At 60.5% G+C, this 24,963-nt stretch carries 27 protein-coding genes; 15 read left to right on the top strand and 12 right to left on the bottom strand.

The genetic code is table 11. The features are described 5' to 3' along the window. The first annotated feature begins 72 nt into the window (after positions 1-72). The 3 genes from PYR65_RS20510 (at position 73) to PYR65_RS20500 (ending at position 2,427) form a co-directional block, all read left to right on the top strand. A complete protein-coding gene (locus PYR65_RS20510; RefSeq protein ID WP_276119305.1) occupies positions 73-510 on the top strand; it encodes a pyridoxamine 5'-phosphate oxidase family protein in 438 nt (145 codons plus the stop codon). A gap of 81 nt (positions 511-591) precedes the next feature. Further along, positions 592-993, top strand: coding sequence for a DUF2946 family protein (locus tag PYR65_RS20505; protein ID WP_276119304.1), 402 nt, complete (start codon positions 592-594; stop codon positions 991-993). 63 nt (positions 994-1,056) lie between these two features. Continuing rightward, positions 1,057-2,427 (top strand): PepSY-associated TM helix domain-containing protein, encoded by a 1,371-nt coding sequence (locus PYR65_RS20500; RefSeq protein ID WP_276119303.1) that lies wholly within the window; start codon positions 1,057-1,059, stop codon positions 2,425-2,427. A gap of 295 nt (positions 2,428-2,722) precedes the next feature. Here PYR65_RS20500 and PYR65_RS20495 read toward each other — a convergent pair whose 3' ends face one another. Both PYR65_RS20495 and PYR65_RS20490 read right to left on the bottom strand, forming a co-directional pair. Next, positions 2,723-3,241, bottom strand: coding sequence for an EF-hand domain-containing protein (locus PYR65_RS20495; protein WP_276119302.1), 519 nt, complete (start codon positions 3,239-3,241; stop codon positions 2,723-2,725). A gap of 148 nt (positions 3,242-3,389) precedes the next feature. After that, positions 3,390-4,103, bottom strand: a complete 714-nt coding sequence (locus tag PYR65_RS20490; RefSeq protein ID WP_276119301.1) for a pyrimidine 5'-nucleotidase — start codon at positions 4,101-4,103, stop codon at positions 3,390-3,392. A 129-nt stretch (positions 4,104-4,232) separates the two neighbouring features. On the opposite strand from PYR65_RS20490, the gene PYR65_RS20485 reads away from it, so the two are divergent. Then, entirely contained in the window at positions 4,233-5,024 is a 792-nt protein-coding gene (locus PYR65_RS20485; RefSeq protein ID WP_276119300.1) for a sterol desaturase family protein, read from the top strand. Positions 5,025-5,034: 10 nt separating this feature from the next. Here the strand turns inward: PYR65_RS20485 and PYR65_RS20480 are convergent, their stop codons facing one another. After that, positions 5,035-5,760, bottom strand: coding sequence for a class I SAM-dependent methyltransferase (locus PYR65_RS20480; protein ID WP_276119299.1), 726 nt, complete (start codon positions 5,758-5,760; stop codon positions 5,035-5,037). A gap of 186 nt (positions 5,761-5,946) precedes the next feature. Between PYR65_RS20480 and PYR65_RS20475 the strand changes: the two genes are divergently transcribed. Together PYR65_RS20475 and PYR65_RS20470 are read left to right on the top strand one after the other, a co-directional pair. Further along, a complete protein-coding gene (locus PYR65_RS20475) occupies positions 5,947-6,852 on the top strand; it encodes a DMT family transporter (RefSeq protein ID WP_276119298.1) in 906 nt (301 codons plus the stop codon). Positions 6,853-6,932: 80 nt separating this feature from the next. Continuing rightward, a complete protein-coding gene (locus tag PYR65_RS20470; RefSeq protein WP_276119297.1) occupies positions 6,933-7,700 on the top strand; it encodes an isocitrate lyase/PEP mutase family protein in 768 nt (255 codons plus the stop codon). A 236-nt stretch (positions 7,701-7,936) separates the two neighbouring features. Here PYR65_RS20470 and argB read toward each other — a convergent pair whose 3' ends face one another. Continuing rightward, entirely contained in the window at positions 7,937-8,824 is an 888-nt protein-coding gene (argB, locus tag PYR65_RS20465; protein ID WP_060637681.1) for an acetylglutamate kinase, read from the bottom strand. A gap of 184 nt (positions 8,825-9,008) precedes the next feature. Here argB and PYR65_RS20460 point away from each other — a divergent pair, with 184 nt between their 5' ends. The 4 genes from PYR65_RS20460 (at position 9,009) to msrB (ending at position 11,813) form a co-directional block, all read left to right on the top strand. After that, a complete protein-coding gene (locus PYR65_RS20460) occupies positions 9,009-9,548 on the top strand; it encodes a sigma-70 family RNA polymerase sigma factor (protein ID WP_060637682.1) in 540 nt (179 codons plus the stop codon). Continuing rightward, positions 9,545-10,267, top strand: coding sequence for an anti-sigma factor (locus PYR65_RS20455; RefSeq protein WP_276119296.1), 723 nt, complete (start codon positions 9,545-9,547; stop codon positions 10,265-10,267). The genes PYR65_RS20460 and PYR65_RS20455 overlap by 4 nt, the downstream gene beginning before the upstream one ends. Positions 10,268-10,527: 260 nt before the next feature. Next, on the top strand, positions 10,528-11,085 hold the full coding sequence (locus tag PYR65_RS20450) for a fasciclin domain-containing protein (RefSeq protein ID WP_060637684.1): 558 nt from the start codon (positions 10,528-10,530) through the stop codon (positions 11,083-11,085). 236 nt (positions 11,086-11,321) lie between these two features. After that, entirely contained in the window at positions 11,322-11,813 is a 492-nt protein-coding gene (msrB, locus tag PYR65_RS20445) for a peptide-methionine (R)-S-oxide reductase MsrB (RefSeq protein WP_060637685.1), read from the top strand. Between the two features lie 6 nt (positions 11,814-11,819). Here the strand turns inward: msrB and PYR65_RS20440 are convergent, their stop codons facing one another. From PYR65_RS20440 to PYR65_RS20425, 4 genes are all read right to left on the bottom strand, one after another. After that, entirely contained in the window at positions 11,820-12,359 is a 540-nt protein-coding gene (locus tag PYR65_RS20440; RefSeq protein WP_276119295.1) for a DUF1269 domain-containing protein, read from the bottom strand. Between the two features lie 156 nt (positions 12,360-12,515). After that, entirely contained in the window at positions 12,516-13,169 is a 654-nt protein-coding gene (gene yihA, locus PYR65_RS20435; RefSeq protein WP_276119294.1) for a ribosome biogenesis GTP-binding protein YihA/YsxC, read from the bottom strand. A 70-nt stretch (positions 13,170-13,239) separates the two neighbouring features. Next, positions 13,240-14,163 carry a DMT family transporter gene (locus tag PYR65_RS20430; protein ID WP_276119293.1) on the bottom strand — a complete coding sequence of 308 codons (924 nt, stop codon included), beginning with the start codon at positions 14,161-14,163 and terminating at the stop codon, positions 13,240-13,242. A gap of 116 nt (positions 14,164-14,279) precedes the next feature. After that, positions 14,280-15,149, bottom strand: coding sequence for a LysR substrate-binding domain-containing protein (locus tag PYR65_RS20425; RefSeq protein ID WP_276119292.1), 870 nt, complete (start codon positions 15,147-15,149; stop codon positions 14,280-14,282). Between the two features lie 100 nt (positions 15,150-15,249). On the opposite strand from PYR65_RS20425, the gene PYR65_RS20420 reads away from it, so the two are divergent. Beyond that, positions 15,250-15,672: a tautomerase family protein gene (locus tag PYR65_RS20420; protein ID WP_276119291.1), complete on the top strand. Its 423-nt coding sequence runs from the start codon at positions 15,250-15,252 to the stop codon at positions 15,670-15,672. A 51-nt stretch (positions 15,673-15,723) separates the two neighbouring features. Here the strand turns inward: PYR65_RS20420 and PYR65_RS20415 are convergent, their stop codons facing one another. Beyond that, entirely contained in the window at positions 15,724-16,629 is a 906-nt protein-coding gene (locus tag PYR65_RS20415) for a DMT family transporter (protein ID WP_276119290.1), read from the bottom strand. 108 nt (positions 16,630-16,737) lie between these two features. Here PYR65_RS20415 and PYR65_RS20410 point away from each other — a divergent pair, with 108 nt between their 5' ends. Further along, positions 16,738-17,616, top strand: a complete 879-nt coding sequence (locus PYR65_RS20410; RefSeq protein ID WP_276119289.1) for a LysR substrate-binding domain-containing protein — start codon at positions 16,738-16,740, stop codon at positions 17,614-17,616. A gap of 80 nt (positions 17,617-17,696) precedes the next feature. Here the strand turns inward: PYR65_RS20410 and yidC are convergent, their stop codons facing one another. The 3 genes from yidC to rpmH all read right to left on the bottom strand — a co-directional run bounded on the left by yidC (position 17,697) and on the right by rpmH (position 20,140). Further along, positions 17,697-19,481, bottom strand: coding sequence for a membrane protein insertase YidC (gene yidC / locus PYR65_RS20405; RefSeq protein ID WP_276119288.1), 1,785 nt, complete (start codon positions 19,479-19,481; stop codon positions 17,697-17,699). After that, positions 19,481-19,867, bottom strand: a complete 387-nt coding sequence (gene rnpA, locus PYR65_RS20400) for a ribonuclease P protein component (RefSeq protein WP_060637703.1) — start codon at positions 19,865-19,867, stop codon at positions 19,481-19,483. The genes yidC and rnpA overlap by 1 nt, the downstream gene beginning before the upstream one ends. A gap of 135 nt (positions 19,868-20,002) precedes the next feature. Further along, entirely contained in the window at positions 20,003-20,140 is a 138-nt protein-coding gene (rpmH, locus tag PYR65_RS20395) for a 50S ribosomal protein L34 (RefSeq protein WP_037104763.1), read from the bottom strand. Between the two features lie 427 nt (positions 20,141-20,567). Between rpmH and PYR65_RS20390 the strand changes: the two genes are divergently transcribed. The 3 genes from PYR65_RS20390 (at position 20,568) to PYR65_RS20380 (ending at position 24,963) form a co-directional block, all read left to right on the top strand. Continuing rightward, positions 20,568-22,577: a methyl-accepting chemotaxis protein gene (locus PYR65_RS20390; RefSeq protein ID WP_276119287.1), complete on the top strand. Its 2,010-nt coding sequence runs from the start codon at positions 20,568-20,570 to the stop codon at positions 22,575-22,577. Positions 22,578-22,751: 174 nt separating this feature from the next. Next, a complete protein-coding gene (locus PYR65_RS20385) occupies positions 22,752-23,534 on the top strand; it encodes a TVP38/TMEM64 family protein (protein WP_276121120.1) in 783 nt (260 codons plus the stop codon). Positions 23,535-23,538: 4 nt separating this feature from the next. Continuing rightward, positions 23,539-24,963, top strand: coding sequence for a dihydrolipoyl dehydrogenase family protein (locus tag PYR65_RS20380; RefSeq protein ID WP_276121119.1), 1,425 nt, complete (start codon positions 23,539-23,541; stop codon positions 24,961-24,963).

Below are 24,963 nucleotides of genomic sequence, written 5' to 3'. Positions count from 1 at the left end.
TTCTGCGGTCCGCGCGTGAACCAAACGGCGCGGACTGCGTTCTTCCGTCAGTCATCGACACGGGAGACGATCATGAGTGACAGAAGCCTTTCCGACATAGCCACCAAAATGCGCGATATCGATATCGCAATGCTCTCCACCCATACCGACGGCGGTGCCATTGCCGGGCGGCCGATGAGCAACAATGGCGAAGTCGATTACGACGGCGATTCCTATTATTTCACCTGGGAAGAATCGCGCATGGTGGAGGATATCAAGCGCAATTCCAAAGTGGGCCTATCCTTCCAGGGCGAGAAAGCCTTCCTGGTTGCTGTCGAAGGCGAGGCCGACCTCATCAAGGACAAGGCGGCGTTTAGGGAACACTGGACGAAGGATCTGGACGACTGGTTCAAGGACGGCGTCGATACCGAGGGCCTCGTCCTGATCAAGGTCAGCGCCACCAGGGTGCATTATTGGGACGGCGAGGACGAAGGCGAAGTCAAGCTCGATTTCGCCAAGCAGCGCCACTAAGGTTTTCAGCCTTTCAAAAAATCGCGGCCACCGGCTTTGTGTCGCAGTGACAGCGCGTCGCGGCTGTGGCAATGAGCCCTGATGAAAACCCTGCGGCTTGTCTTGAAAGATAGAGTGTCGGCCGGCGCCATCGCCGTGCTGATTGCGTCTATGTTTCTGCTGCAGGGTCTTGTGGCCGGCGTTGCGCATGGGACGATGGCAAGCGCTGCCGTCGATCCCTTCAATATTATCTGTATTGCCCATGAAGATGGCCCCCAGCAGACCTCTCCCGGTGTGCCGCAAAAGGCCGCGCACGATATGTGCGCCACGCTCTGCCAGCTGGCAGCGGGGCATACGCCGGCCTTGCCCGGCCGGGCGATCGAAATCGCCGCTCCCGTCCTTGGTCATCCGGTCGAACTCTATTTTGCCGTAAAGCCAGCGCCCAGGGTTTTCCTGCGCAGCACCTTTGCCGAAGCCAGGGCACCCCCATCACTCTCCGCATGACGTCATAAAGATCAGGCTGGCCGCAAGGCGCCGGCCATTATTTTTGCTCATCTGGAGAGACCCATGTCCGATTTCACCATCGGCCGCGCGGATGCCGCTGTTGCGGCACGTTCGCCGTCCGACCTTTACCGCGCTGTCTGGCGTTGGCATTTTTATGCAGGCCTTCTGGTCCTGCCATTTCTGATCACGCTTGCCGTCACCGGCGCGCTCTATCTGTTTCGCGACGAGATCGACGGTCTTGTCTATGCCGATCTGAAACATGTCGAGATCCAGGAAAACACTGCGGTTGCGGCACCATCGGCGATGGTCACGGCTGCCCTTGCCGCCTATCCCGGAACGGCGGTGAAATATACCGACCCTCCATCGCCGGAGGATTCGGTCGAGATCACCGTCAACGCGCAGACAGCCGGCAGACTGGCGGTTTACGTCAACCCCTATGATGCCAAGGTGCTGGGCGCGCTTCCCGATCGCGGCACCATCATGTGGACCATCCGCACCCTGCACAGCCTGAAATATTTCGGCTCGTTTGCCCGCTCGCTCATCGAGATCGCCGCCGGCTGGTCCGTGCTTCTGGTGGCTACCGGCATCTATCTCTGGTGGCCGCGCGCGCAGACCGGCGGCGTCTTGAGCGTAAGAGGCATACCGAAACGGCGGGTGTTCTGGCGCGATACCCATGCGGTCAGCGGCATATTCGTGGGTTTCTTCATCGTCTTCCTTGCAGTCACCGGCATGCCCTGGTCCGGCGTCTGGGGCGAGAAGGTCAATGAATGGGCGAATGGCAGCAATTTCGGCTATCCGGCCGGCGTGCGCACGTCCGTGCCGATGTCGGGCGAACATCTCAACCACGTTGCCAAGACCACCTGGTCGCTGGAACAGGCGCAGGTACCGCAGTCGACAGGCGAAGGCACCACGGCAATCAGCCTCGATCAGGCCGTCGCCATCTTCGACCGGCTTGGACTGCATGATGGCTATGCGGTGAATATACCGATGCAGCCGAAAGGGGTCTACACCGGTTCGGTCTATCCCGACGACGTCTCTCAGCAGCGGGTGGTGCATCTGGATCAATATAGCGGCAAGCCTCTGATTGACATGAGCTATGCCGATTACGGCCCGCTCGGCAAGGCGCTGGAATGGGGGATCAATGTTCACATGGGGCAGGAGTTCGGCCTGGTGAACCAGCTGGTGCTGCTGGTGGCATGCCTGGCGATCGTGCTTTTGGCCGTGTCGGCTGCAATCATGTGGTGGAAGCGCCGTCCGAAGGGCTCGCTCGGCGTGCCGCCGATGCCGTCGGATAAGCGCGTGTTTCGCGGCCTGATCGCGATGCTGGCGATCGGCGGCATTCTGTTTCCGCTGGTCGGTCTCTCGCTGGTGGTGATGCTGGTGCTCGACTGGAGCTATCCGCATTTTCGCCGGGCGATCCGGTTTGCACCATAAGCGCCAGAACCGTCATATAACGAAGAACCCTCCCCAGAAAGGGGAGGGTCCTGATTTCCGTATTAATCGTACGAGGCTCTAATTTCCTCCGTCATGCTCGCCCTTGTGGCAGGCATCCAGTCAGCTCAAGTCCTTGAGCTGAAAAGGTCTTTTGACCCGACGGACGTCGGGTCGCTGGATCCCCACCACAAGGGTGAGGATGACGGAGTGTGGGGTGCCGCTGTCGTCAAACATCGGCTTCAGCGTTTATTAGCAGTCTGAACACCCCGGCCATCTCCTGGCCGGGGCGATGACGTCAGATCTTCCGGGTCTTGGTGAAGTCTGCGGCGTCGATGACGCCGTCGCCATTGGTGTCGCGGCGCTTGAACATGGCGTCGGCGCGGGCTGTCACTTCCGTGAGGCTCAGCGAACCGTTCTTGTCGGTATCGGCGCGCTTGAAGCCCTTCTGGCGTACGCCGGGCAGCATGGCGGGGCGCGTTTCCTTGAGCTTGTCCATCGCCGCAGTCCTGTCTGCGCCGGTCTTTTCCTTGGCAGCCCGCCATGCCTGGCCATGGGCCTTGCGCTGTACCTTGATTTCTTCGCGGGTGACCTGGCCATTGCCGTCGGCATCGAACGTCTTGAAGGCTTCTGCCGTGCGGGTATGAACCTCGTCGAGCGAGACCTTGCCGTCGCCATTGGTGTCGAAGCGCTTGATCGTCCATTCGGCGCGCTGCTCGGGCGTCGGCTTCTGGCGGGCGGCGAAGGTGGGGGCGGCAAAGCCGGTGAGCGTCAGGCTGGCTGCGACGGCACCGAGAATCAAACTGTTCTTGCGCATGTCAAAATCCTTTCAGTGATCATTGTCCCTGAAGCGAGGATAGACAGCCCGGCCGGAATGGCCAGTTAAACTTTGGTAATTTAAGTCTTTGACAAGAAAGGGGTTTTTTCTTGTCGAAACTGTGTTTCGGCGAAGCTTGGAAAGCCGGTCAGGTCTCGGCGAGGAGCCGGTTGAGGAAGCCCGTCAGGTCTTCGGTCACGTAATCCACCTCGGCGGAACCTTCCTCGGTTTTTTCCCAGGCCTCGGCAAACTCGTATTCGAAATTGCGCGGCACCAGAAGAACGGTCTTCATGCCGAGCGCCTTCGGCACCACGAGATTGCGCGGCAGGTCCTCGAACATGGCGGCATGCTTGGTATCGACCCGGTGCAGGCTCATGAACTTGTTATAGGTGTCGCCCGCGGGCTTCGGCACATATTCGGCCGCGACAATATCGAAAATATCGTCGAAATGATCGAGGATGCCGAGTGCGCGCGCCGTCATTTCGGCATGCTTGACGCTGCCATTGGTGAAGATGAACTTGCGGCCGGGCAGCGCCTTGATCGCCTCGCCAAGCGCCGGATCGGCGGGAACGACGGAATAGTCGATCGCATGCGCCTTTTGCAGGAACTCGTTGGGATCGATGCCGTGATGGATCATCAGGCCCTGTAGCGTGGTGCCGTGATCGCGGTAATATTCCTTCTGCAGCGCCTTGGCGGCCACCGGATCCAGCGTCAACAGCGCCGCGACATAGGCCGTCATGTTGCGGTCGATCTGCGAAAACAGATTGACGTGATGCGGATAGAGCGTGTTGTCGAGATCGAATACCCAGTCGGTGACATGGGCGAAATCGGCTTGTGTCGGCAGGCGGTCGAGCTGTGTCATGGCCGCGTTATGCCATGGCAAATCTGGCGAGGAAATGGGCTTTTTCAACTCCGGCCGCATTTCCCCTTTGCGTTGCCATACTGCTGTGGCAGGTTCCAGGCTTCGGTTTTGGGCGCAGGGCGTGTATTGATGTCGGACGAAGTTTTCTACGGTCTGTTTCTGCTGGGCTTTTATGCCGCCTCTGTTATCACCTATTTCGCCTTCGGTTTTGCCGTCACGTTCGTCAACGACCGCAACCCCGAGCGCAGAATTCAAAAGGGCCGCGGCTCCGGTAAGCGCCGCAATGCGGAAATCCGCCAGAGCCTCGCTTCCATGTTCAGCGCCTGCCTGCCGCTGACGATCGGTCTTTATGTCCAGGCAAAGGGCTGGTCGATAACGCCCTGGGAGTTCAGCTGGTGGACGGCGCTGCCGCTATTCCTGCTGATCATGTTTCTCTATGATACCTGGTTCTATTTCATGCACCGGCTGCTGCACACCAAGTGGATGTATCCGCTGCATGCGCTGCATCACAAGAGCGTCGCGCCGACGGTCTGGAGCACCTATTCCGAGGATGTGCTCGATAATTTCCTGCTGCAGGGATTTACCGCCGTCATAGTTTTCGTCGTGCCGTTCCCCCCCGCGATCCTGATCGGGCAAAGGGTGTTCGAGCATTTCAACGGCATGTTCGGCCATTGCGGGTTCGAGTATTTCGCCTCCTCGACGGCGCGCTATCCCTCGCCGATGCTGTGCACGACGTTCCACGACCAGCACCATTCGGGCTTCCGCTACAATTACGGCAATTACTTCTCCTTCTGGGACCGGGTGCTCGGCACGGTTTCGCCCGATTACGACCAGCGCGTGAAGAAGACCGAGGAGGAAGTACCGCCGCTAACCTTCCGCCAGCCCGTGGTTCGGGCTAAGACTCAGGAAAAGTCGGTCTGAACCTGTCCGGTCAGACGGCCCGGACGATGAAGATCATTTCATCCGAAACATCGGCGTCGAACGGCTGTGCGTGCCAGTCGCCGTAGACCTGTTCCGCCCGCAGCCCAGAAGCTTTCAACCGGTCCTCGATATCCGTTCGCGAGAGGAACAACAGCTCGCTGGATGACACGAGCGTACGCTCGGTCAGCGCATAACGGGTCTCGAACGCGATGCGGTTGCCGGCAATTTTCGTGACCTGACGGGACTGGCGGACGGTCTGCCCGCCAGTGGTGAGATCGCTCTCCCCGTTCCAGCGCGCCGGCCAGTCTATCGCAGGGTTGCGGCTTTCGAACACGATCAAGCCGCCCGGCGCAAGATGTTGCCGCATGGTTGCGAAGGTGGCGAGGATATCGCTGTCATCGAGAAACACCTGAAAGGCGTGGCCTGTCATGATGATCAGGTCGAACCGTTTGGGCGAACGAAAATCCTGGGCTGAGGATAAGACCCACTCGATCTTCTCCCCGTCGGGCTTTTGCCGCGCCACATCCAGCATGGCTTTCGCCGGATCGGCACCGGTCACCGAATGGCCAAGAGCGGCATAGGCGTCGCACAGCAATCCAGTGCCGCATCCAAGGTCAAGTATGCGTTGGGGGGCAGCGCCCGCAAGCGCCAGATAGAAATCCCGGTCGACCGACCAGCCGCTGTCGAGATCATAGAGTTCAGCCAGCGATGGCTCTTCATAATGCAGGTCCGGCATGAAATTTCCTTGGTCAAAATGATGAAAGGCAAGCTAGCGTGCACGCCGGATGACGCAAGGCGAGCCGTGACGGATCGATCCACGTGGCAATGAAAGCCAGGCCGCGCTGTGTCCGAAAGGCGACAACTCCTGCCGATGCGCCGCGTGGATATGGATTCTGCGCTGGCGCCATGCTAGCGGGCAGGGATGGAAGCCTGGATCGTCATCACAATCGCCGCCGCGTTTTTGCAGAACCTGCGCTCAGCGCTGCAAAAGCATCTGCAGGGGTCGCTCGGAACGACGGGTGCCAGCTTCGTGCGGTTCGGCTTCGGCTTCCCGCTGGCCATCGCCTATGTCTTTGGTCTGCACTATGCCGCTGGCTATGCCTTTCCGCAGCTGAATGGCAGCTTCGTCTTCTGGGCGGTGCTCGGGGGGCTGGCGCAGATCTTTGCGACCATTCTTTTGGTCTATCTCTTCTCGCTGCGCAATTTTGCGGTCGGCACCGCCTATTCGAAGACGGAGCCGGTGCAGGCGGCGATATTCGGTCTGATCATCCTCGGCGAACGGCTGACGCCGGGCGCAATCGCGGCGATCGTCGTTGGTGTCGCCGGCGTGATGATGATTTCCGTGGCGCGCATGCCGCTATCCTGGCGCAATCTCCTGGTGGCGCTGAGCGGGCGCACGGCATTGATCGGCATTGCCTCCGGCGCGGTGTTCGGCATTTCTGCCGTCGCCTACCGCTCGGCATCCTTGTCGCTGGACGGGCCGAACGCGGTCATGCAGGCGGCCGTGACCCTTGCCTGCGTCACGACGTTCCAGACGGTGTTCATGCTGGTCTGGATGGTGATCAAGGATAAGAGCGAGATCGGACGCGTGGCGCGCGCCTGGCGGTCCTCGGCACTTGTCGGGCTGGCGGGTGTCACCGGATCGGCCTGCTGGTTTACGGCGATGACCCTGCAACAGGTCGCCTATGTACGGGCGCTCGGGCAGATCGAGCTGGTCTTCACCTTCATGGCCTCGATCTTCCTGTTCCGCGAACGCATCAACCGCATGGAAACCGCCGGCTGCCTGCTGATCGTAGCGGGTATCCTGCTGCTTTTGATGTGGACGTGAACAGTCGCTTCGCTCTCACTCTGGCGCAGGTCATCGCTGTTGTGGCATGACAGGGGTGAATTGTTTTCGGAGGAAAGACGATGAACCAGACGGACAAGGCTAAGGCGTTCGCCAACCTGCATCGCAAGGGCGATCCGGTGGTGCTCTATAATATCTGGGATGCAGGCACCGCCAAGGCCGTGACCGCATCCGGCGCCAAGGCGCTGGCAACGGGAAGCTGGTCGGTGGCCGATGCCAACGGTTATGGCGACGGCCAGCAGATCCCGATGCTGCAGCTCGTCGATATCGCCCGCAGCATTGTTGCAGCGACTGACCTGCCAGTCTCGATCGATTTCGAGGGCGGATATTCGGAAGACCCGGCTGCGACTGCCGAGAACGTCGGCCATGTCATCGATACCGGCGCTGTCGGCATCAATTTCGAGGATCAGGTGGTCGGCGGCAGCGGTTTGCACACGCTCGAGGCACAGGCTGCTCGGATCAAGGTGATCCGGGCCAAGTCAGATGAAAAGCGCATCCCCTTCTTCATCAATGCCCGCACCGACCTGTTCCTCAAACTCTCCGATCCCGTGCGGCACGCACCACTGGTGGACGAGGCGATCGAGCGGGCGGCCGCCTATGCCGAAGCTGGCGCCAGCGGCTTCTTCGTGCCGGGATTGTCGAACCCGGACCTTATAGGACGGGTCTGCGAGGCGGTGTCGCTGCCGGTCAATATCATGATGCGGCCGGGCATGGATGTGACGGCGCTGGCGGGTCTGGGCGTCGCCCGCATCAGCTATGGGCCGGGACCGTACCGGGCGATGATCGAGTGGCTGAAGGCTGAGGCGGCGAGGGTTTATCAGCAGGGCTGAGGAGCTTGCGTTTGCTGATCATGCCGCAAACGGTTTTGGCAGCCGCAAATCTGAAACTCTCCGTCATCCTCGCCCTCGTGGTGAGGATCCAACAGCGGCGCGTTTGTCTGCGTCGCTGAAAGACGTCTTCACGCGACGGACGTCGCGTGGCTGGATTCCTGTTACAGGCACAGGAATGACGGAAGGAGCAGGTCGCCATCAGGCATTCGACGGCGCCTGCGTTACCGAACGGCTCCTTACGGAACGATCAGCGTTCCCGCACCATGCTCCGTGAAGATTTCGAGCAGCACCGAGTGTGCCGTCTTGCCGTTCAGGATGACGACGCCTTCGACGCCACGGGCGAGCGCTTCGATGCAGGTTTCGACTTTCGGGATCATGCCGCCGGAAATCGTGCCGTCCTTGATCAGCGCGTGCGCTTCCGCAACCGAGAGTTCCTTGATCAGTTCGCCCTTCTTGTCGAGGACACCGGGAACGTCGGTGAGGAACAGGAGGCGGGTGGCATTGAGCGCACCGGCAATCGCGCCGGCAAATGTATCGGCGTTGATATTGTAGGTCGCGCCGTCGCGGCCGGGAGCAACCGGGGCGATGACCGGGATCATTTCCGACTTGGCCAGAAGATCGAGCAGGGTGCGATCGACCTCCGTCACCTCGCCGACAAAGCCGAGATCGAGCACGCGTTCGATATTGCTGTCGGGATCGACTATGGTCTTGCGGGCCTTCTGGGCAAAGACCATGTTGCCGTCCTTGCCGCACAGCCCGATCGCCCATTCGCCGGTCTGGTTGATCAGGGCGACGATTTCCTTGTTGATCGAACCCGCCAGAACCATCTCGACGATCTCGACGGTTTTCTGATCGGTGACGCGCAGGCCGCCTTCGAATTTCGATTCGATGCCCATCTTGGTCAGCATCGCGCCGATCTGCGGGCCGCCGCCATGCACGACGATCGGATTGACGCCGGACTGCTTCAAAAGTGCGATATCTGCGGCAAAAGCCTTGCCGAGCTCGGCATTGCCCATAGCGTGGCCGCCATATTTGACCACGATTGTCTTGTTCTCGTAGCGCTGCATGTAGGGCAGCGCCTTGGCGAGAAGATTTGCCTGGATTTCGCTTTCGGATGCGGACATGGGAATACCTCGAAATTAGCCGGGTGCTGTTTAGCGCAAGTTTCCGGTGGAGGGAATGATCCCCAGCAAAGATAAAGCCGGTGTGACATCGCCTGCTGCAACCCTGTTTATCTGCCGCAACTGGTCTTTTTATCCCCAGGCTTGTGCTCTATGTTCGCCCTGACGGACGAGGACCGGAGTATCAATGACAACAAACGACATCTCCACGCTGATCGGCCGGGTCTCGCTCAGGGATCGCGCAGCCTTCTCCGCTCTTTACGGGCAGACCAGCCCGAAACTTTTTGCCATCTGCCTGCGTATCTTGAGAGACCGGACGGAAGCGGAAGAAGCCTTGCAGGAAATCTACATCAAGATATGGCAGCGGGCCGACCGTTACGCCAGCGGCGACACCAACCCGATGTCCTGGCTTTCGGCGATTGCGCGCAATCATGCGATCGATCATTTGCGGGCGCGAAAGCCGGTGGCAAACACGATTGACGAGGCATATGATCTGGCGGATTCTGCGCCGGATCCGGAAAAGACCGCGATCAATACGGCGGAGGGCCGCCGGATCGACAATTGCATGAACGAACTCGAGGCAGACCGCGCCGATGCCGTGCGCAAGGCCTATGTCGAGGGGTTGAGCTACCAGGAACTGGCCGAGCTTTTCGGCACGCCGCTAAACACGATGCGAACATGGCTGCGCCGCAGCCTGTTGAAACTGAGAGAGTGCATGGAGCGATGACCACACAGAACCCCGAAAGCGGAGATTCCCGTCGCGACCAGGTGATTGCGGGCGAGTATGTGCTGGGTGTTCTGTCTGCCGACGATCGCCGTAAGGTCGAGGCGCGCATGGTCCTTGATGGCGCATTTGCCGCGATGGTCAATCATTGGCAGAGCAATCTGTCCTCCTTCGATGACGCCTATGAACCGATTGCGCCGCCGCCGCAGGTGCTGGTTGCTGTCGAGCGCCGGCTGTTTGCCGCCCAGGCAAAGCCCGTGGTTGCCGCAGGCGGCTTCTGGAATTCGCTGGCGCTGTGGCGCGTGCTGACGCTGGCATCCGTTGCCGGGCTCGTCACCGTTGCGACCTTGACAACTGGTATCCTGACGCCCGTCAGCCGGCCGGAACCGCTCGTGGCGGAGCTGACCGGCGATGCCAGCGCGACGATCAATCTGCTCGCGCACTATGACGCCGGCAGCGGCGCGCTGAAAATCACGCCGGTCGCCGCAAGACAGACCGAAGCCAAATCGCTGGAGCTGTGGCTGATCGAAGGCGAAAATCCCGCCAAGTCTCTCGGCATCCTGCCGCAGACCGGCGAAGGCGAGATCATCATTCCGCCGGAGATGCGCTCGAAACTCGGCGCGGGCGTCACGCTCGCCGTCAGCGTCGAGCCGTTCGGCGGTTCGCCAACGGGAACGGCGACCGGCCCTGTCGTCGCTGTCGGCAAGACGCGTCTGCCTTAAGTCTCTATCTCTATCTCTATCTGTAAGTTTATCATTACCAAATGCTGCGCTTGAGAAAGTGCAGCATTTTTTTGTCTCTTGAACGGGGTTGTCGTAAAAACATAAAAAATCAAATATTTGGCGAATTGCAAACTTTCCTGAAACTCTTTCGAACGCCTTTCCGTTTCTTGTTTTGTCCTCTGCGCAGAGAACATGAATTCCAGAAAAATTGGGAGAGGCCCGCATTTGCGGGTCCGCGAAGTCAACAGGAAGGAATAGAAATGTTCAAGTCCATGCTGCGCACGGTCACCGTCGCTTCGATACTGGCCGCTGGCACCTTTGCCGCTCACGCCGAAAATCCGATGGTCGGCGGCGCGCCGATGTATGAAAACAAGAACATCGTCGAAAATGCCGTCAACTCCAAGGATCACACGACACTGGTCGCCGCCGTCAAGGCTGCCGGTCTCGTTGAAACCCTTCAGGGCAAGGGCCCGTTCACGGTGTTTGCACCAACCAACGAAGCATTCGCCGCCCTGCCGGCCGGCACGGTCGATACGCTTTTGAAGCCTGAAAACAAGGCCATGCTGACCAAGGTTCTGACCTGCCACGTCGTTGCAGCCGATGCGATGGCTGCAACGATTGCCAAGATGGTCAAGGATGATGGCGGCACGCATGACGTCAAGACTGTCGGCGGCTGCATTCTCAAGGCCAAGGACGATGGCGGCAAGATTACGCTCACCGATGAAACCGGTGGTGTTGCCAATGTTACCATCGCCGACGTCAAGCAGTCGAACGGTGTCATCCATGTGATCGACAAGGTGCTTCTGCCGAAGTCCTAATCTGGAAGCCCTCGTGGTTTGGGGGCCGGATGCAACCTCAACGCATTTTCGGCTCCAGGCCGGGGCTCAAGTCATCTCCGGCCTCAAGGCCACCGGTATTCACTCACCGGTGGCCTTTTTATGTCGTATACAAGCTGTTGCTCACGCGGGATTGATCGGCATTTGTTTTGCCGCCGCGCAAACGCCGTACTAGCTTCAAGCATATGCCGGCACCATCCGGCAGACGGGAGAGTATTATGACAAGCCGACGCCTTTTTCTTATCTCCGGAGTTGCCCTCGCCGCGACTGCGGCCTTTCGCGGTTTTAAACATGAAGCGGTTGCCGCCGAAACCTTCGCGGTGACGAAAACCGATGCGGAATGGAAGGCGAGCCTGACGGCCGAGCAATACCAGATCCTGCGTCATGAAGACACGGAGCGGCCTTTCACCAGTGCGCTGAACACCGAAAAGCGCAAGGGCACGTTCCATTGCGCGGGCTGCGATCTGCCGGTCTATTCGTCGGAAACGAAATATGACAGCGGTACCGGCTGGCCAAGCTTCTGGGAATCGCTGCCGAAGGCGGTCGGCACGCGCACGGATACATCGCTGCTGATGACCCGCACCGAATGTCACTGCAGCCGGTGCGGCGGCCATCTCGGCCATATTTTCGACGACGGCCCGCAGCCGACCGGCATGCGCCATTGCATCAACGGGATGGCAATGACGTTTACGCCCGCATCGGCCGCCTGATCTTTTTTAGAAACTGCCAGCCGTCGGCGACGCCGGTTGTGTATCGGACAGCGCTGCCTGTAGCTTGGCTTCCTGGTCGGGCGAAAGCGATGTCTTCAACACCTTGCCGCGCAGGCCGGAAAACTCCGCCAGGACCTTTTCCGGCTGCACCTTGCGCACCAGCACGAACAGCGCCGAGGAATTGTTGGGAATGGTTTCACCGAGCGACTTGATGAAGTCGTCATCGATGCCGTAGTCGGCAAGCGATCCCGAAAGCGCGCCAGTGCCCGCACCGATCGCACCGCCAATGGCAAAGCCTGCGAGCGGGTTGAGGAACAAAAGGCCGACCAGGCCGCCCCACAGCGAACCGCTCAAAAGTCCGGAGGTCGCACCGATGGCGGTGAGGTTCATGCTCTGCTTCAGATGGACCTTGCCGGTCTCGTCGCGCACGACCACCACGGCATCCTCAAGATCGATCAGATATTCTTTTTTCAGTGTATTCAGCTTCAGAAGCACCTTGTCGGCTTCTTCGGTGCTGTCAAACCCCACCACAATCAGATCGGACATGTCATATCTCCTTGAACGCCTGACACATTGGAAGCGGCCGGAAGGCCACCCCGCGCAAGCAGATAGAGCATGTTTCATGTTGGGGTAGTGTGACAGTTGCAATTACAGCATGCCGCGCAAAATTGCGCTGCATGCTGTAACGGACTGCGATATATGTCAGGTCGAGATCGCGACGCGGATGGCGGCGCGCAGTTCTTCCATTCCCAGACCCTTTTCCGAGGATGTCGCCAGAACCTCCGGGAAGGCGGCGGGCCGCTTCTTGATCTTTTCCAGCGTTTCGGCAATCAGCCGGGGAACGGCCGGGTCCTTGATCTTGTCGGTTTTGGTGAGCACGACCTGGTAGGAGACGGCTGCCTTGTCGAGCAGGTTCAGCACATCGTCATCGTTCTTCTTGATGCCATGGCGGCTGTCGATCAGCACATAGACGCGCTTCAGCGTCGAGCGGCCGCGCAGATAGTCGAACACCAGTTTGGTCCAGGCATCGACATGTTCCTTCGGTGCCTGCGCATAGCCATAGCCGGGCATATCCACCAGCGCCATCGGCGGCAGATCGCCCGGTTCGCCGGAATAGCCGTCGGGAACGAAATAGTTGAGTTCCTGGGTCCGGCCAGGCGTGTTCGACGTGCGCGCAAGGCCCTTCTGGCCTACTAGTCCGTTGATCAGCGATGACTTGCCGACATTGGAGCGGCCGGCAAAGGCGATCTCCAGCGGACCTTCCGGCGGCAGGAATTTCATCGACGGCACGCCGCGGATAAAAATCCATGGCCGCCCGAAAAGGGGCTTGTCGTCCTGCTGCGTCGCGTCTGTCATGGTGTCTGTCCTTGGCTTTTGTTCAGGACTTCACGGTTTTGTGCCGCCATGTCAAGAAAACTCGCCATTTTCACCAATTTGCTGAGAGCGCGGCGCGCCGCTGGCGCCACATCTCGACGCTGAGATAGGAAAGCAGCGCAATCAGGACCACCGTTCCACCCGCGATGGTATTGAAGCTTGGGATTTCGCCGTGAATGAGCGCGACCCAAAGAGGTGCCAGGATCGTCTCGGCGGTACCGAGAAGGGCTGCAAGCGCTGACGGGATAAGCCGGGCACCGGTGACGAAGAATGCGAGACCCAGCCCGAAATTCAGCGCCCCGAACGTGACGAGGATGCCGAGTTCCGGCAGGGTGACGCTGAAGCCGGACGCCATGACGGCCGCCACCGCACCGGCAACGATCGTCCCGAAACAGGCAGCCGGCGTCATCCGCACATGTGCATATCGCCGGGTGATGACGGTCGCGAGCGCAAAGACGAAGGCGATCAGGACGGCCAGCGCATCGCCGACGGGCGAGACCGTCCCGCCGATGGAATCCGACACCATGATGGCAACACCGCAGATCACGGCGGCAATGGCAAGCCAGGTGATGAGCGAGACGCGCTCGCAAAAGACGATCCAGCTGATCAGTGCCGCAATCAGCGGCACGCCGGCCTGGATGAGAACGATATTGGCAACAGTGGTATAGGCGAGCGCAAGGATGAACGAGGTCGAGGCGATGGCAAAACAGAGCCCGACCGCGATGCCCGGCATCCCCATGTTGCGAAACAGCGAGACCGTGCCGCGCGGCCCGTCGCGCAACAGCATGAAGCCGATCAAAAAGGTGGCGGCGAAGAACGAGCGCCAGAAAACGATGGTCCAGCCATCCTCGATCGACAGGAAGCGCGCCAGCGTTCCGCCGAAACTCCAGACGATGGCAGAGCCGAGTACCAGTGCCGCGCCCTGCGCAGCGCTTTGCCGGCCAATGGTTGCAGGTTGCGGCAGGGGCTGCGACATGACGGACATCCGGTTGCGATGATGCAATGTAGGACCGATTTCAACAGCGTGCGCTGGTATCCGCGACAGGCATTTGTCGCAATTCTTTCTGGCGGCGCCGATACCGTATCAGGGGCTTAACTTGGGGTGATCGCCTCTATCAACAGCGCCTGCAATCGGGCAATCGCAGAACTCTGGTCACTGCCGGAACGGTGCAAGGCGAGTTCGATATGCCCAAGCGCCGGCAGGCCGGACGCGGCGGGATCCAGCACGCGTAAATGCGGCGGCACGCCCTCGGCGGTGCGCAGTGTCACGCCAAGTCCCGCCGTCACCGCCGCCCAGAGGCCGCCAAGACTGGGGCTGGCAAAAACGTGCCGCCATTCAATCCGCTGACGATCAAGGGCTTCTAGTCCGGCACTGCGAAACGCACACGGCGAATCGAAGGCGATCAGCGGCAGGGGTTCGCCTTCGTTGCGCCTGAACCCGTCCGGACCGATCCAGACGACCGGCCGGGTAGCGATGATTTCGGCATGCGCGTCCGCCATGCTGCCCCAAGTCAAGGCAAGATCAAGCTCGCCGCGTTGAACGGCCTCGGCAAGTGCCGATCCGCGATCGACCCGGGCTTCGACGCGCACCATGGGGTAGGCGCGGCTAAAACGGCCGAGCAGGCCTGGAAACCACGTCTCGGCGAAATCCTGCGGTAGCCCGATCCTCACCCAGCCCTGCATGGCCGACAGTCCCGTCATGGCGCTGCGGGCCTCATCGTTGAGGTCGAGAATGCGCCGGGCATAGCCGAGGAGAATGTTGCCAGCCTCTGTAAGCGCAAGACCGCGTCCCTGTTTTTGAAACAGGGTCTGGCCCGCCTGTTCCTCCAGTTTGCGCAGTTGCAGGCTGATGGCGGAAGGGGATCGGCCAAGACGATTTGCGGCCTTTGCAAAACTGCCCAGGTTGACGCCGGTAACGAAGGTTCGCAGGACGTCCATATCAAGGTTGACAGGCAAAACCATTCTGTTTTTCCAAACTGATAGTTATAAAACTCCAATTTTTCAAAACGAGTGTGCGGCAGTAATCTGATCCCGTCAAATTATTCCAACAGAGGAAAACGACATGCCCTTCGTTCATATTCAAATTGCCGGTGCGAAGATCGGTGCACGCGAAAAGCAGACGCTGCAAAAGCACGCCACCGGCTTCATGGTGGATATCATGCGCAAGCGGCCGGAAGTTACTGCCGTCCTGGTCGATGTCGCTGAACCTGGAAGCTGGACGGTCGGTGGCGAGCCAGTGCCGGTCGCCGCTCATCTCGACGTCAAGGTGACCCGTGGCACCAATACGCACGAGGAAAAGGCGCGCTTCGTCGCTGCTGTGGCGGCGATGTTCAGGCAGGTGCTTGGGCCGGACCTGCCCTTAGCCACCTACGTGGTGATCGACGAGATTGAGGCCGATGCCTGGGGCTATGACGGCGTCACGCAGGAAGAGCGCCGCCTGTTGCGCGCACAAGCCGCCGCTGCTGAGGCCGCTCGTGCGGCGTAGCGTGTCAGGCACCGACGGAACGGCGAGGGTTCCGGATGCGTCCCGGATCCGTCAGGAGGATTGCACGTCCTCGGCGCGGGCGGCGTCCGGCTCCGGCTTGATGACGGCGAGCACCACGCCGCCGAGCGCGATGACAACAGCACCGGCGATCACCCCCGCCGTCGGGATTTCGTTGAAGAACAGGAAGCCTATGAGGGCGGCAAAGACCAGCCAGGCATAATCGACTGGTCCGACGATCGCCAGCGACGCAAGCCGGTATCCGCGCACGACGCAATATTGCGCCGCCACCGCCAGCGGACCGAGAAGCAGAAACGGCACCATGGCCGGCAGCGGCACGGTCTTCCAGGTCATGATCGCCGGCACGGCGAGGAAGAGGATACCGAAGGCGTTGACATAGAGCAGGACCGTCAGCGGCCGGTCTGCATGGGATAGGACCCGGATCATCAAGCCCTCGATGGCCAGGAGGGCTGCCCCCAGAACGGCAATGGCGGCCGGCACCAGATAGGCGGGCTCGAACTGGGTGAAGGCGCCACGCGATATCATGATGAACCCGGCACCGGCGAAACTGAGGGTGATCCCAATCATATGCTGCTTCGTGACGGTCTCTTTCAGGACCAGCACGGCGAGCGGAATGATGAACACCACGTAGAGTAGGCCGAGGGCGGTCGCATCAACGATCGGCATCGCCGCCGAGGAATAGATCAGCGCAAAACCGCCGGATACGCCGAACGCCGCCCGCATCGCATGCGAAAACGGCCGGGCGCTGCGATAGACCCGCAAGCCCTCGCGTTTCACGGCAACGACAGCCAGAAGCGTAGTGAAACCGCTGATATAGCGCAGAAACTGGATCTGCAGCACGGACATGCTGTCGCCACCGAATTTCCCCGACGCAAAGATCAAGGAAAATAACGCCGTGCCGAGCACGACCCAGATCATCGCTTCCGCATTCGAGTTCAACAGACTTTTCCGCAAGGCCTTAACTTTCAATGGTTTCAGCGTAAACTCTTGCCAAATCGATCCCCCATATAGCAAATTCGATTTTTGAGCCCTGAATGAGTATTTTCGATGCAGAACAAGCGCGGTGTTTCGCTGAATGCGGTGCGGGTTTTCGTCCTGACGGCCCGTCATCTCAGTATCGTGCAGGCCGCCGCCGAAATCGGCGTCACCCCGAGCGCGGTCAGCCACCAGATCAAGAAGCTGGAGGGCGAGCTGGGGCTGGCGCTGTTCAAGCGCAGTCATAATTTCCTGGCGCTCACGGATGCCGGGCGCCGTTTCCATGATGATGCGGCCGCTGCGATTGCCGCGATCGACCGGTCCGCCGAGGCGCTCAGCCGCGACCAGAACGAGATCGTCGTGCGCGTGTCGATCTCGCTCGCCGTCCGCTGGCTGATCCCGGCGCTGGAACGGTTCAAGGCGATGCATCCGGCCGCCCGTGTCCGGATCGAGACGAAAACCGGCTCCAACATTTCTCTCGGGTCCGGCGATCTTGCCATTTCCTACCATCGTGCCGGGACGAGCCCTGCGGAGGGAGAGTGGCTCGCCGCCGATATGAGCCGCCCCGTCGCGTCGCCGGCGTTGCTGGCCGCAGTCGGCTATGAAGGGACCGGAGATCTCGGCAAGGTTCCGGGCCTTCAATGTGCGGTGGACAATTGGGATTGGGCGCTGTGGACCCGCACGCTTCACATCGAGCGCGACGCCATCCAGATCCAGCATGTGTTCGATACCGACGACGCCGCCCTGCATGCGGCGACCGCCGGATTGGGCATGGTTCTGGCACCGGCGTTTCTGACCGAGCGTGAAATCCGCTCCGGCGGACTGGTCGCGCTGCCGGGGTTTGGGCCGGTCGATCTCGGCCACTACCGTGTCGTCTTCCAGCGCCACGAAAACCGCATGACCCGCAAATTCCGCAAATGGCTGGGGGAGGAAATGCAGCGCATGGTCTGACGGATTCTGCGCATGCTTTCGCCCAAGCAAAAACCCCGGATCATCTCTGATCCGGGGTTCATGATTTCGGGCAATCCGGCCTATTTGGCCGGTTTCGGTTTCTTCGAGAACAATCCCTTGAGATTGTCGAACAGCTCGACCTTGGCACCATGGCGTTTCATGATGAATGCCTGCTGGGTGATCGACAGCGTGTTGTTCCAGGCCCAGTAGATGACCAGACCGGCCGGGAAGCTGGCCAGCATGAAGGTGAAGACCAGCGGCATCCAGGTGAACAGCATGGCCTGCGTCGGATCCGGCGGCGTCGGGTTCATGCGCATCTGCAGGAACATGGTGATGCCCATGATCAGCGGCCAGACGCCGATAACCAGCGCATGCGGGACGTCGTAGGGCAAGAGGCCGAACAGGTTGAACAGCGAGGTCGGGTCCGGAGCGGACAAGTCCTGAATCCAGCCGAAGAACGGGGCATGGCGCATTTCGATGGTGACGTAGATCACCTTGTAGAGCGCGAAGAACACCGGAATCTGCAGAAGGATCGGCCAGCAACCGGCGATCGGGTTGATCTTTTCTTCTTTGTAGAGGGCCATCATGCCCTGCTGCAAGGCCATGCGGTCGTCGCCGTGCTTCTTCTTCAATTCCTCCATCTTCGGCTGAACCTTCTTCATGTTCGCCATGGAGGCATATTGCTTGCTGGCGAGCGGGAAGAACAGCAGCTTGACGACGATGGTGGTCAGAAGGATCGCAACGCCGAAATTGCCGAAATAACGGAAGAAGAAGTCCATCAGTTTGAACATCGGCTTGGTGATGAAGTAGAACCAGCCCCAGTCGATCAGAAGGTCGAACTGCGGGATCGAGTAGGACTTCTCGTAGCCATCGACCAGCGGCACCTGCTTGGCACCGGCAAAGACCAGGGTCTTCAGCTCGGTGGACTGGCCGGGCGCGATCGTCACGGCATCCTGCTTGTAGTCAGCCTGGAAGCGCGGGCGGCCATCGGTAAAGTGTTCGTATTTGGATTCGTAGGCCAGGTTCTGCGGCGGCACGATGGTGGCAGCCCAGTACTTGTCGGTGATGCCGAGCCAGCCGGTGGTGGCCTTCTCATGCTTGGCCGGAACGTCGTTTTCCACCTTGCTATAGGCGACTTCGTTGAGGCCATGCTCGCCGATCACGCCGATGAAGCCTTCATGCAGCACGTAGACGCTCGGGGTCGTCGGCTTGTTGAAGCGGGTCACGCGGCCATAGGTGGACATCGACACCGGAGCGCCGCTGCCATTGTTGATCGAATCGACCACCTGGAACATGAAATGGTCGTCGATGGAGATTGTGCGGGTGAAAACCAGACCCTTTTCATTGGTAAAGGTCAAAACGACCGGGGTCGTTGTCGTCAGCTTGTCGCCGCTTGCCAGCGTCCAGACCGTTGCCGGGCCTGGAACGGTGCCGGATGCCTCGTTGCCGATATAGCCGAGTTCGGTAAAGTAACCGTCCGGCGTATCCGAGGGGCTGAACAGCGTGATCAGCGGGCTCTTGTCATCGACGGTCTCGTGATATTCCTTGAGCTTCAGGTCATCGAAGCGTGCGCCGGTCAGGTTGATCGAGCCGCTCAGCGCTGCCGTGTCGATGGAAACACGGGCCGATTTGGCAATCGCCTGGTCGCGGGTTTCAACGGCGCCGGGGACAGCGCCCTGGGCCGTCTGAGCCTGGCCCGGAACGGCGGGCGTAGCAGCCGGCTGGCTCTGCTGGGTCAGCTTCTGATGGGCTTCCGCCGCAATCCGTTCTTTCTCTATCTTCGGGTTCACATAGAGAAATTGCCAGGCAATCAGGATCAGCACCGACAGCCCGATCGCCACGAAGTAGTTGCGGTTTTTTTCCATCATTCTTTCCTGGAGCCGGCCGGTGGCCGTGAATATTTTTGCTTGCTTTCGATCCGCTCGCAGAGGGTCTTGCCGATCCGCTCGAAGGGCGCGTTCAAAAGGTCGCGTCTGGCGACAATCACATAGTCATGTCCGGGCTTCATTGCAAATCCGGCAGAAAGCCGCACGGCCTCCCTCAGGCGCCGGCGCATCCGGTTGCGTTCGACGGCATTGCCGTGTTTCTTGGTGACGGTAAAACCGACGCGCGGCCCGCTATCGGGCTCGTTGCGATCAAGAACTTCCAGAAGAAACAACGGACCCTTCCGCTGCTCTCCCTTGCGCACGGCAAGAAACTGCGGCCGGCTTTTCAGCCGCCCGGCAGTTGATTCAGGCTTGGGTAATGTCATTTTCCCGCGCTCCTTCCGGGAGCAGGAGCATCCATCGTCCAGACGGACGTTTGCAGGATGCCCCGGCGCCATGAAGCCGCGCATGCAGGTTTCGCGAAGATCAGTGCGCGAAGACGCGGCACGCGCCAGACGGCCTTAAGCCGACAGACGCTTACGGCCACGTGCCCGGCGGGCAACGATAACCTTGCGGCCACCCTTGGTGGCAATACGTGCACGGAAGCCGTGACGGCGCTTGCGAACAAGCTTGGACGGTTGATAGGTACGCTTCGTCATTTATTTTAATACCGCGGTGTGCGGCCCTTCTTGGGTTTGCTTCTTAGCAAGGGAGCGTTACGTTCCGGGCATGGGCTTGCACAGGGCAAGGGGACTTGTCCGGACGTGGGCGGCTTATAAGAGCAAAGAGCCGCGAAAGTCAATTGCCGGAGCGCGCAAAGGCCGCAAAAGCTGGGGTTGTTGCGGGTCAGGCGAACTTCAGGCCCTGGAAGCGCCATGATGTGGCGCGTGCCGGTCTCAACTGACGATTGAAATTTAGCATCTAATAATATATTTAGCTAAACAAAGCCCTAAGACGCAGATACTAGAATTGCGCTCGGTCCCATGAGGCTTCGTTAACCATGGTCATTTTAGTGTCTATCTGAATGCAAGTACCGGCATGCGGCGCATTTTAACGTCTGCTGCCGGTCTCAGGGGGACATGGACTATGAAAATTCGCGGCAAGATCTATCTCATCGTCGGGGTGATGAGCCTGATCGCACTGGCTGTCACGGGCATGGCCCTGACGGTCATCACACAATATAATGCTAGGCTCGTCCAGTTCGACAATGCCTCGGATCGCGCTTTCAACGGCGAGCATCTCAACCGTCTGGTCACGGGCGTCGTCATGGAAGCGCGCGGCATCTACGCAGCCCCGACGGTGGAAAAGTCCAAGCCGTTTGCCGAGGGGCTGGTGAAGAATCTCGACAAGATCGACGCGCTTTTGACCGGTTGGCGCCCGCTGGTACCTGCCGAGGAACTGGCCGCCTTCGACGCCGTCGTCAAGCGCGCTGCCGAATTCCGCACGTTCCGCACCGAAACCGCTCGCCTCAGCCAGGAGGTTTCGCCGCAGGCCGCCAACGAGCAGGGCAACAATGATCTCAACCGCGCCAACCGGAAGGCCTTCCAGGCCGAGATCGACGCCATCGTCGATACCGACCGCGCGGCTCTGGATATCATCCAGAACGAGGTCAACGCGATCGAAAGCCGGATGATCCTCATGGTGCTTTTGACGGCCGGCTTCGGTCTCATCATCGGCGCGGGAACAGCCTTCTATATCGGCACCAAGCAACTCAGCCAGCCAATCCTGCAGCTGACCGGCACGATGAAGCAGCTTGCCGATGGCGACCTCAGCGCCAACGTGCCTTTTTCCGGCCGCAAGGACGAAATCGGCGAGATGGCCGGTGCCGTCGAAGTGTTCAAGCGCAATGGCCTGGCCGTGCGCGAACTGAATGCGCAGGAAAGCGCGCTGCGTGAAAAAAGCGCCGATCTGCAGTCGAGCATCGCTGTCGTCGTAACGGCCGCCGCTGCCGGTGATTTCACAAAGCGGATCAACAAGGACTACGGCAATGCCGACCTGAACCGGTTTGCCGCCAGCCTCAACGAGCTTGTCGATGGCGTCAACAGCGGCGTCAACGAGACCCGCCGCGTCATCGCCAGCCTTTCTGCCGGCGATCTCACGCAGAACATGCACGGCAATTTCCAGGGCGCCTTTGCCGAATTGCAGCAGAACGTCAACGACACGCTCTCGACCCTGCAGAACACCTTGCGCGAAGTGCGCACCACGACCGACTCGATCAACGGCAATTCCTCCGAACTGCGCTCTGCCGCCGACGACCTGTCGAAGCGCACCGAGCAGCAGGCTGCAGCGCTCGAAGAAACGTCGGCCGCGCTGGAACAGATCACCGCTGCCGTGCGCAATTCGACCGACCGTGCCCAGGAAGCCACCGTCATGGTCACCGAGGCCAAGCAGAGTGCAGCCCAGTCCGGCGAAGTCGTGCGCAAGGCCGTCGATGCCATGGGCCGCATCGAGCAGGCCTCCAGCGAGATCGGTCAGATCACCAACGTCATCGACGAGATCGCCTTCCAGACCAACCTTCTGGCGCTGAACGCCGGTGTGGAAGCGGCGCGTGCCGGGGATGCAGGCAAGGGCTTTGCCGTTGTTGCCCAGGAAGTGCGTGAGCTTGCCCAGCGTGCGGCCAGCGCCGCCAAGGACATCAAGGGCCTGATCGCCAAGTCGGGCTCCGAAGTCGCAACCGGCGTCAAGCTGGTTCAGGAAACGGGAGAGGTTCTTGGCAAGATCGAAACGCGAGTGCTGAGCATCAACGACCACATCCATTCGATCGCCACGGCCGCGCGCGAGCAATCGACCGGTCTCGGCGAAGTGAGCACAGCCGTCAACCAGATGGATCAGGTGACGCAGCAGAATGCGGCGATGGTGGAGGAAGCCAATGCCGCCACACACAAGCTTTCGGCGGAAGCCGACAGCCTGGCGCGGCTGATCTCGCATTTCAAGCTGGATGACAGCGTGCCGTTGCGCGTGGTTGCTTCCCCGGTCCGCGACAATACCCGCCCGGTCGCGTCGCCGGCCCGCAAGATGATGGGCACGGTTGCCCGCGCCTTTGGTGGCGGCTCGGCCAGCGCCGCAGTCTCCAAGGACAATTGGGAGGAGTTCTGATCCTTCCCGGACAGTCACCTTTGGATATCGATCCCGCAGCGATCCCGCATCGCTGCGGGATTTCCGATCACGGCGACGTTTTTTACCGCGATCATTCGTTATTGGTTCAAGCGCCGCTTTCCTTCTAATGCTGGGCCGATGGAACCAAGCAAGCACAAGAGGCAGGATTTGACCGTGCAGGGCCGCCGGGAAACGACGGAAGGGGAGGCGGAGCCCGCAGGGCCACCGCTGATGCTGCGTGCCGCTCCGCTTCTCGTCCTCGCCGCAGGCCTTGTCCTTGCCTATGGGCTGGGCTGGCATCGCTATGTGACGCTCGGCTGGCTGGCTGATCAGCGTGAGATGCTGTTGGACATGGTGGCGCATTATCCGTTGCGCTCAGGGTCTTTGTTTTTCCTCGTCTATGCCGCCGTCGTGGCGCTGTCGGTTCCGGCTGCCTCGGTGCTGACGATCTTTGCCGGTTTCCTGTTTGGCTGGCTTGCCGGTGGCGTCATCGTCGTCATTGCGGCCACGGCCGGCTCCTGTCTGCTGTTTGCCGGCGCGCGCACCGTGTTCGGCGATGTGCTGCGCCGCCGCGCCGGACCGTTTCTCAACCGGTTTTCGGCAGGCTTCAGCCGCAATGCGTTCAGCTATCTGCTGGTTCTGCGCCTGGCGCCGGTCTTTCCCTTCTTCGTCGTCAATATCGCCCCTGCCTTCTTCGCGGTCAGCCTGCGAACGTTCGCGCTTGCCACCGTGGTCGGCATCATTCCCGGTACGTTCGTCTTTACATGGCTTGGCTGCGGCTTCGAGGAGGCGATCGGCGATGCGGCCGGACATGGACGAACCCTGCACCTGTCGGATTTTCTGACGCCGAAGCTGACCTTGGCGTTCATGGCGCTGGCGCTCATTGCCGCGCTGCCGCTTCTCGTGCAGTTTGCTCGCGAAAAACGGCAGACGGTGGGTGATCGTGACAAGGACTGACGGTGTGGCAACGGTTCTGTCTCCCGATATCTGCGTGATCGGCGCTGGTTCTGCGGGGCTTTCGGTTGCCGCAGGGGCCGCAGCCTTCGGCGTGCCGGTTGTCCTCATTGAACGCGGGCAGATGGGCGGCGAATGCCTCAACACCGGCTGCGTACCATCCAAGGCGCTGATCGCAGCCGCCAAGCACGCCCATGCGGTGCGCAAGGCCGCCGAATTCGGTGTCATAGCCGGCGCACCGGTCATCGATTTCGAAAAGGTTCAGGCGCATGTGCGCGCTGTCATCGACGCGATCGCGCCGCATGATTCGGCCGAGCGGTTCACCGCCATGGGCGTCAAGGTCATCAGGGCCGATGCGCGCTTTACCGGTCGTGACACCGTGGCGGCCGGCGAATACGTGATCCGCGCCCGCCGTTTCGTCATCGCCACCGGCTCTTCGACAGTCATTCCGCCGATCCCCGGCCTTGCCGATGTCGATTACCTGACCAACGAAACCCTGTTCGACCTCAAAAGCCTTCCCCGGCATCTTCTTATCATCGGCGCCGGGCCGGTCGGTCTCGAGATGGCGCAGGCGCACCGGCGGCTGGGGGCTGAGGTGACGGTCGTCGATATGGGGAAGGCGCTTTCGAAGGAGGATCCTGAACTGGCGGACATCGTGCTTGGCCAACTGCGAGACGAAGGCATCTCCATTTTCGAACACTGCCGGGTTCTGTCTGTCGAAAAGATGGCGGCGGGGACGCGACTGAATTGCGAAACGCAAACCGGTCCGCTGAACCTCGAGGGCAGCGCCCTGCTCGTCGCGACCGGGAAAAAGGGTAACACATCCGGGCTCGGCCTTGAGGCGGCAGGCATCGCGGTGACGGCGACGGGGATTGCGGTTGATCGCAGCCTGCGCACGCAAAACCGCCGGGTCTACGCCATCGGCGATGCAGCCGGCGGGCTGCAATTCACCCACGCCGCCAGCTATCATGCCTCGCTGGTGCTGCGCGAAATCCTGTTCCGGCTACCGGCGCGCGAAAACCGCGATATCGTGCCGCGCGCCACGTTCACCGATCCGGAAATCGCCTTTGTCGGCCTCGACGAGCAGGAAGCCCGCAGGCGTTATGGGCCTGTCGAGATCCTGCGCTGGCCCTATGCCGAAAACGACCGGGCACAGGCGGAACACAACACGGCAGGCCTGATCAAGGTCGTCACCACACGGCGAGGCAAGGTCGTCGGCGCTGGGATCGTGGGTAAAGGTGCAGCCGAGATGATCGGCCTGTGGTCGCTCGTCATGTCCAGCCGGCTGCGCCTCTCGGATATGCGCGAGGCCATCCTGCCCTATCCAACCATGACGGAGATTGGAAAACGCGCCGTCATCGCCTATTATACGCCCCTGACACGCAAGCCGTTCGTCCGGGCCATCATCCGCCTGCTCAGACGTTTCGGTTGA

The sequence above is a fragment of the Pararhizobium qamdonense genome (genome assembly GCF_029277445.1).
Lineage (GTDB): Bacteria > Pseudomonadota > Alphaproteobacteria > Rhizobiales > Rhizobiaceae > Pararhizobium > Pararhizobium qamdonense.
Note: the sequence above shows the minus strand (reverse complement) of the source record. Positions and strands in the feature narration are given on the sequence as shown.

Excerpts from the sequence above, each read along its gene's own strand:
- yidC (WP_276119288.1), bottom strand. The coding sequence starts at position 19,481 with ATGGAAAAAAACCGCAACTACTTCGTGGCGATCGGGCTGTCGGTGCTG.
- PYR65_RS20480 (WP_276119299.1), bottom strand. The coding sequence starts at position 5,760 with ATGCCGGACCTGCATTATGAAGAGCCATCGCTGGCTGAACTCTATGAT.
- PYR65_RS20470 (WP_276119297.1), top strand. The coding sequence starts at position 6,933 with ATGAACCAGACGGACAAGGCTAAGGCGTTCGCCAACCTGCATCGCAAG.
- PYR65_RS20455 (WP_276119296.1), top strand. The coding sequence starts at position 9,545 with ATGACCACACAGAACCCCGAAAGCGGAGATTCCCGTCGCGACCAGGTG.
- PYR65_RS20495 (WP_276119302.1), bottom strand. The coding sequence starts at position 3,241 with ATGCGCAAGAACAGTTTGATTCTCGGTGCCGTCGCAGCCAGCCTGACG.
- PYR65_RS20510 (WP_276119305.1), top strand. The coding sequence starts at position 73 with ATGAGTGACAGAAGCCTTTCCGACATAGCCACCAAAATGCGCGATATC.
- rpmH (WP_037104763.1), bottom strand. The coding sequence starts at position 20,140 with ATGACGAAGCGTACCTATCAACCGTCCAAGCTTGTTCGCAAGCGCCGT.
- argB (WP_060637681.1), bottom strand. The coding sequence starts at position 8,824 with ATGTCCGCATCCGAAAGCGAAATCCAGGCAAATCTTCTCGCCAAGGCG.
- PYR65_RS20460 (WP_060637682.1), top strand. The coding sequence starts at position 9,009 with ATGACAACAAACGACATCTCCACGCTGATCGGCCGGGTCTCGCTCAGG.
- PYR65_RS20430 (WP_276119293.1), bottom strand. The coding sequence starts at position 14,163 with ATGTCGCAGCCCCTGCCGCAACCTGCAACCATTGGCCGGCAAAGCGCT.
- PYR65_RS20475 (WP_276119298.1), top strand. The coding sequence starts at position 5,947 with ATGGAAGCCTGGATCGTCATCACAATCGCCGCCGCGTTTTTGCAGAAC.
- PYR65_RS20505 (WP_276119304.1), top strand. The coding sequence starts at position 592 with ATGAAAACCCTGCGGCTTGTCTTGAAAGATAGAGTGTCGGCCGGCGCC.
- PYR65_RS20420 (WP_276119291.1), top strand. The coding sequence starts at position 15,250 with ATGCCCTTCGTTCATATTCAAATTGCCGGTGCGAAGATCGGTGCACGC.
- PYR65_RS20390 (WP_276119287.1), top strand. The coding sequence starts at position 20,568 with ATGAAAATTCGCGGCAAGATCTATCTCATCGTCGGGGTGATGAGCCTG.
- PYR65_RS20410 (WP_276119289.1), top strand. The coding sequence starts at position 16,738 with ATGCAGAACAAGCGCGGTGTTTCGCTGAATGCGGTGCGGGTTTTCGTC.
- PYR65_RS20485 (WP_276119300.1), top strand. The coding sequence starts at position 4,233 with ATGTCGGACGAAGTTTTCTACGGTCTGTTTCTGCTGGGCTTTTATGCC.
- yihA (WP_276119294.1), bottom strand. The coding sequence starts at position 13,169 with ATGACAGACGCGACGCAGCAGGACGACAAGCCCCTTTTCGGGCGGCCA.
- PYR65_RS20500 (WP_276119303.1), top strand. The coding sequence starts at position 1,057 with ATGTCCGATTTCACCATCGGCCGCGCGGATGCCGCTGTTGCGGCACGT.
- PYR65_RS20490 (WP_276119301.1), bottom strand. The coding sequence starts at position 4,103 with ATGACACAGCTCGACCGCCTGCCGACACAAGCCGATTTCGCCCATGTC.
- PYR65_RS20425 (WP_276119292.1), bottom strand. The coding sequence starts at position 15,149 with ATGGTTTTGCCTGTCAACCTTGATATGGACGTCCTGCGAACCTTCGTT.
- PYR65_RS20450 (WP_060637684.1), top strand. The coding sequence starts at position 10,528 with ATGTTCAAGTCCATGCTGCGCACGGTCACCGTCGCTTCGATACTGGCC.
- msrB (WP_060637685.1), top strand. The coding sequence starts at position 11,322 with ATGACAAGCCGACGCCTTTTTCTTATCTCCGGAGTTGCCCTCGCCGCG.
- rnpA (WP_060637703.1), bottom strand. The coding sequence starts at position 19,867 with ATGACATTACCCAAGCCTGAATCAACTGCCGGGCGGCTGAAAAGCCGG.
- PYR65_RS20440 (WP_276119295.1), bottom strand. The coding sequence starts at position 12,359 with ATGTCCGATCTGATTGTGGTGGGGTTTGACAGCACCGAAGAAGCCGAC.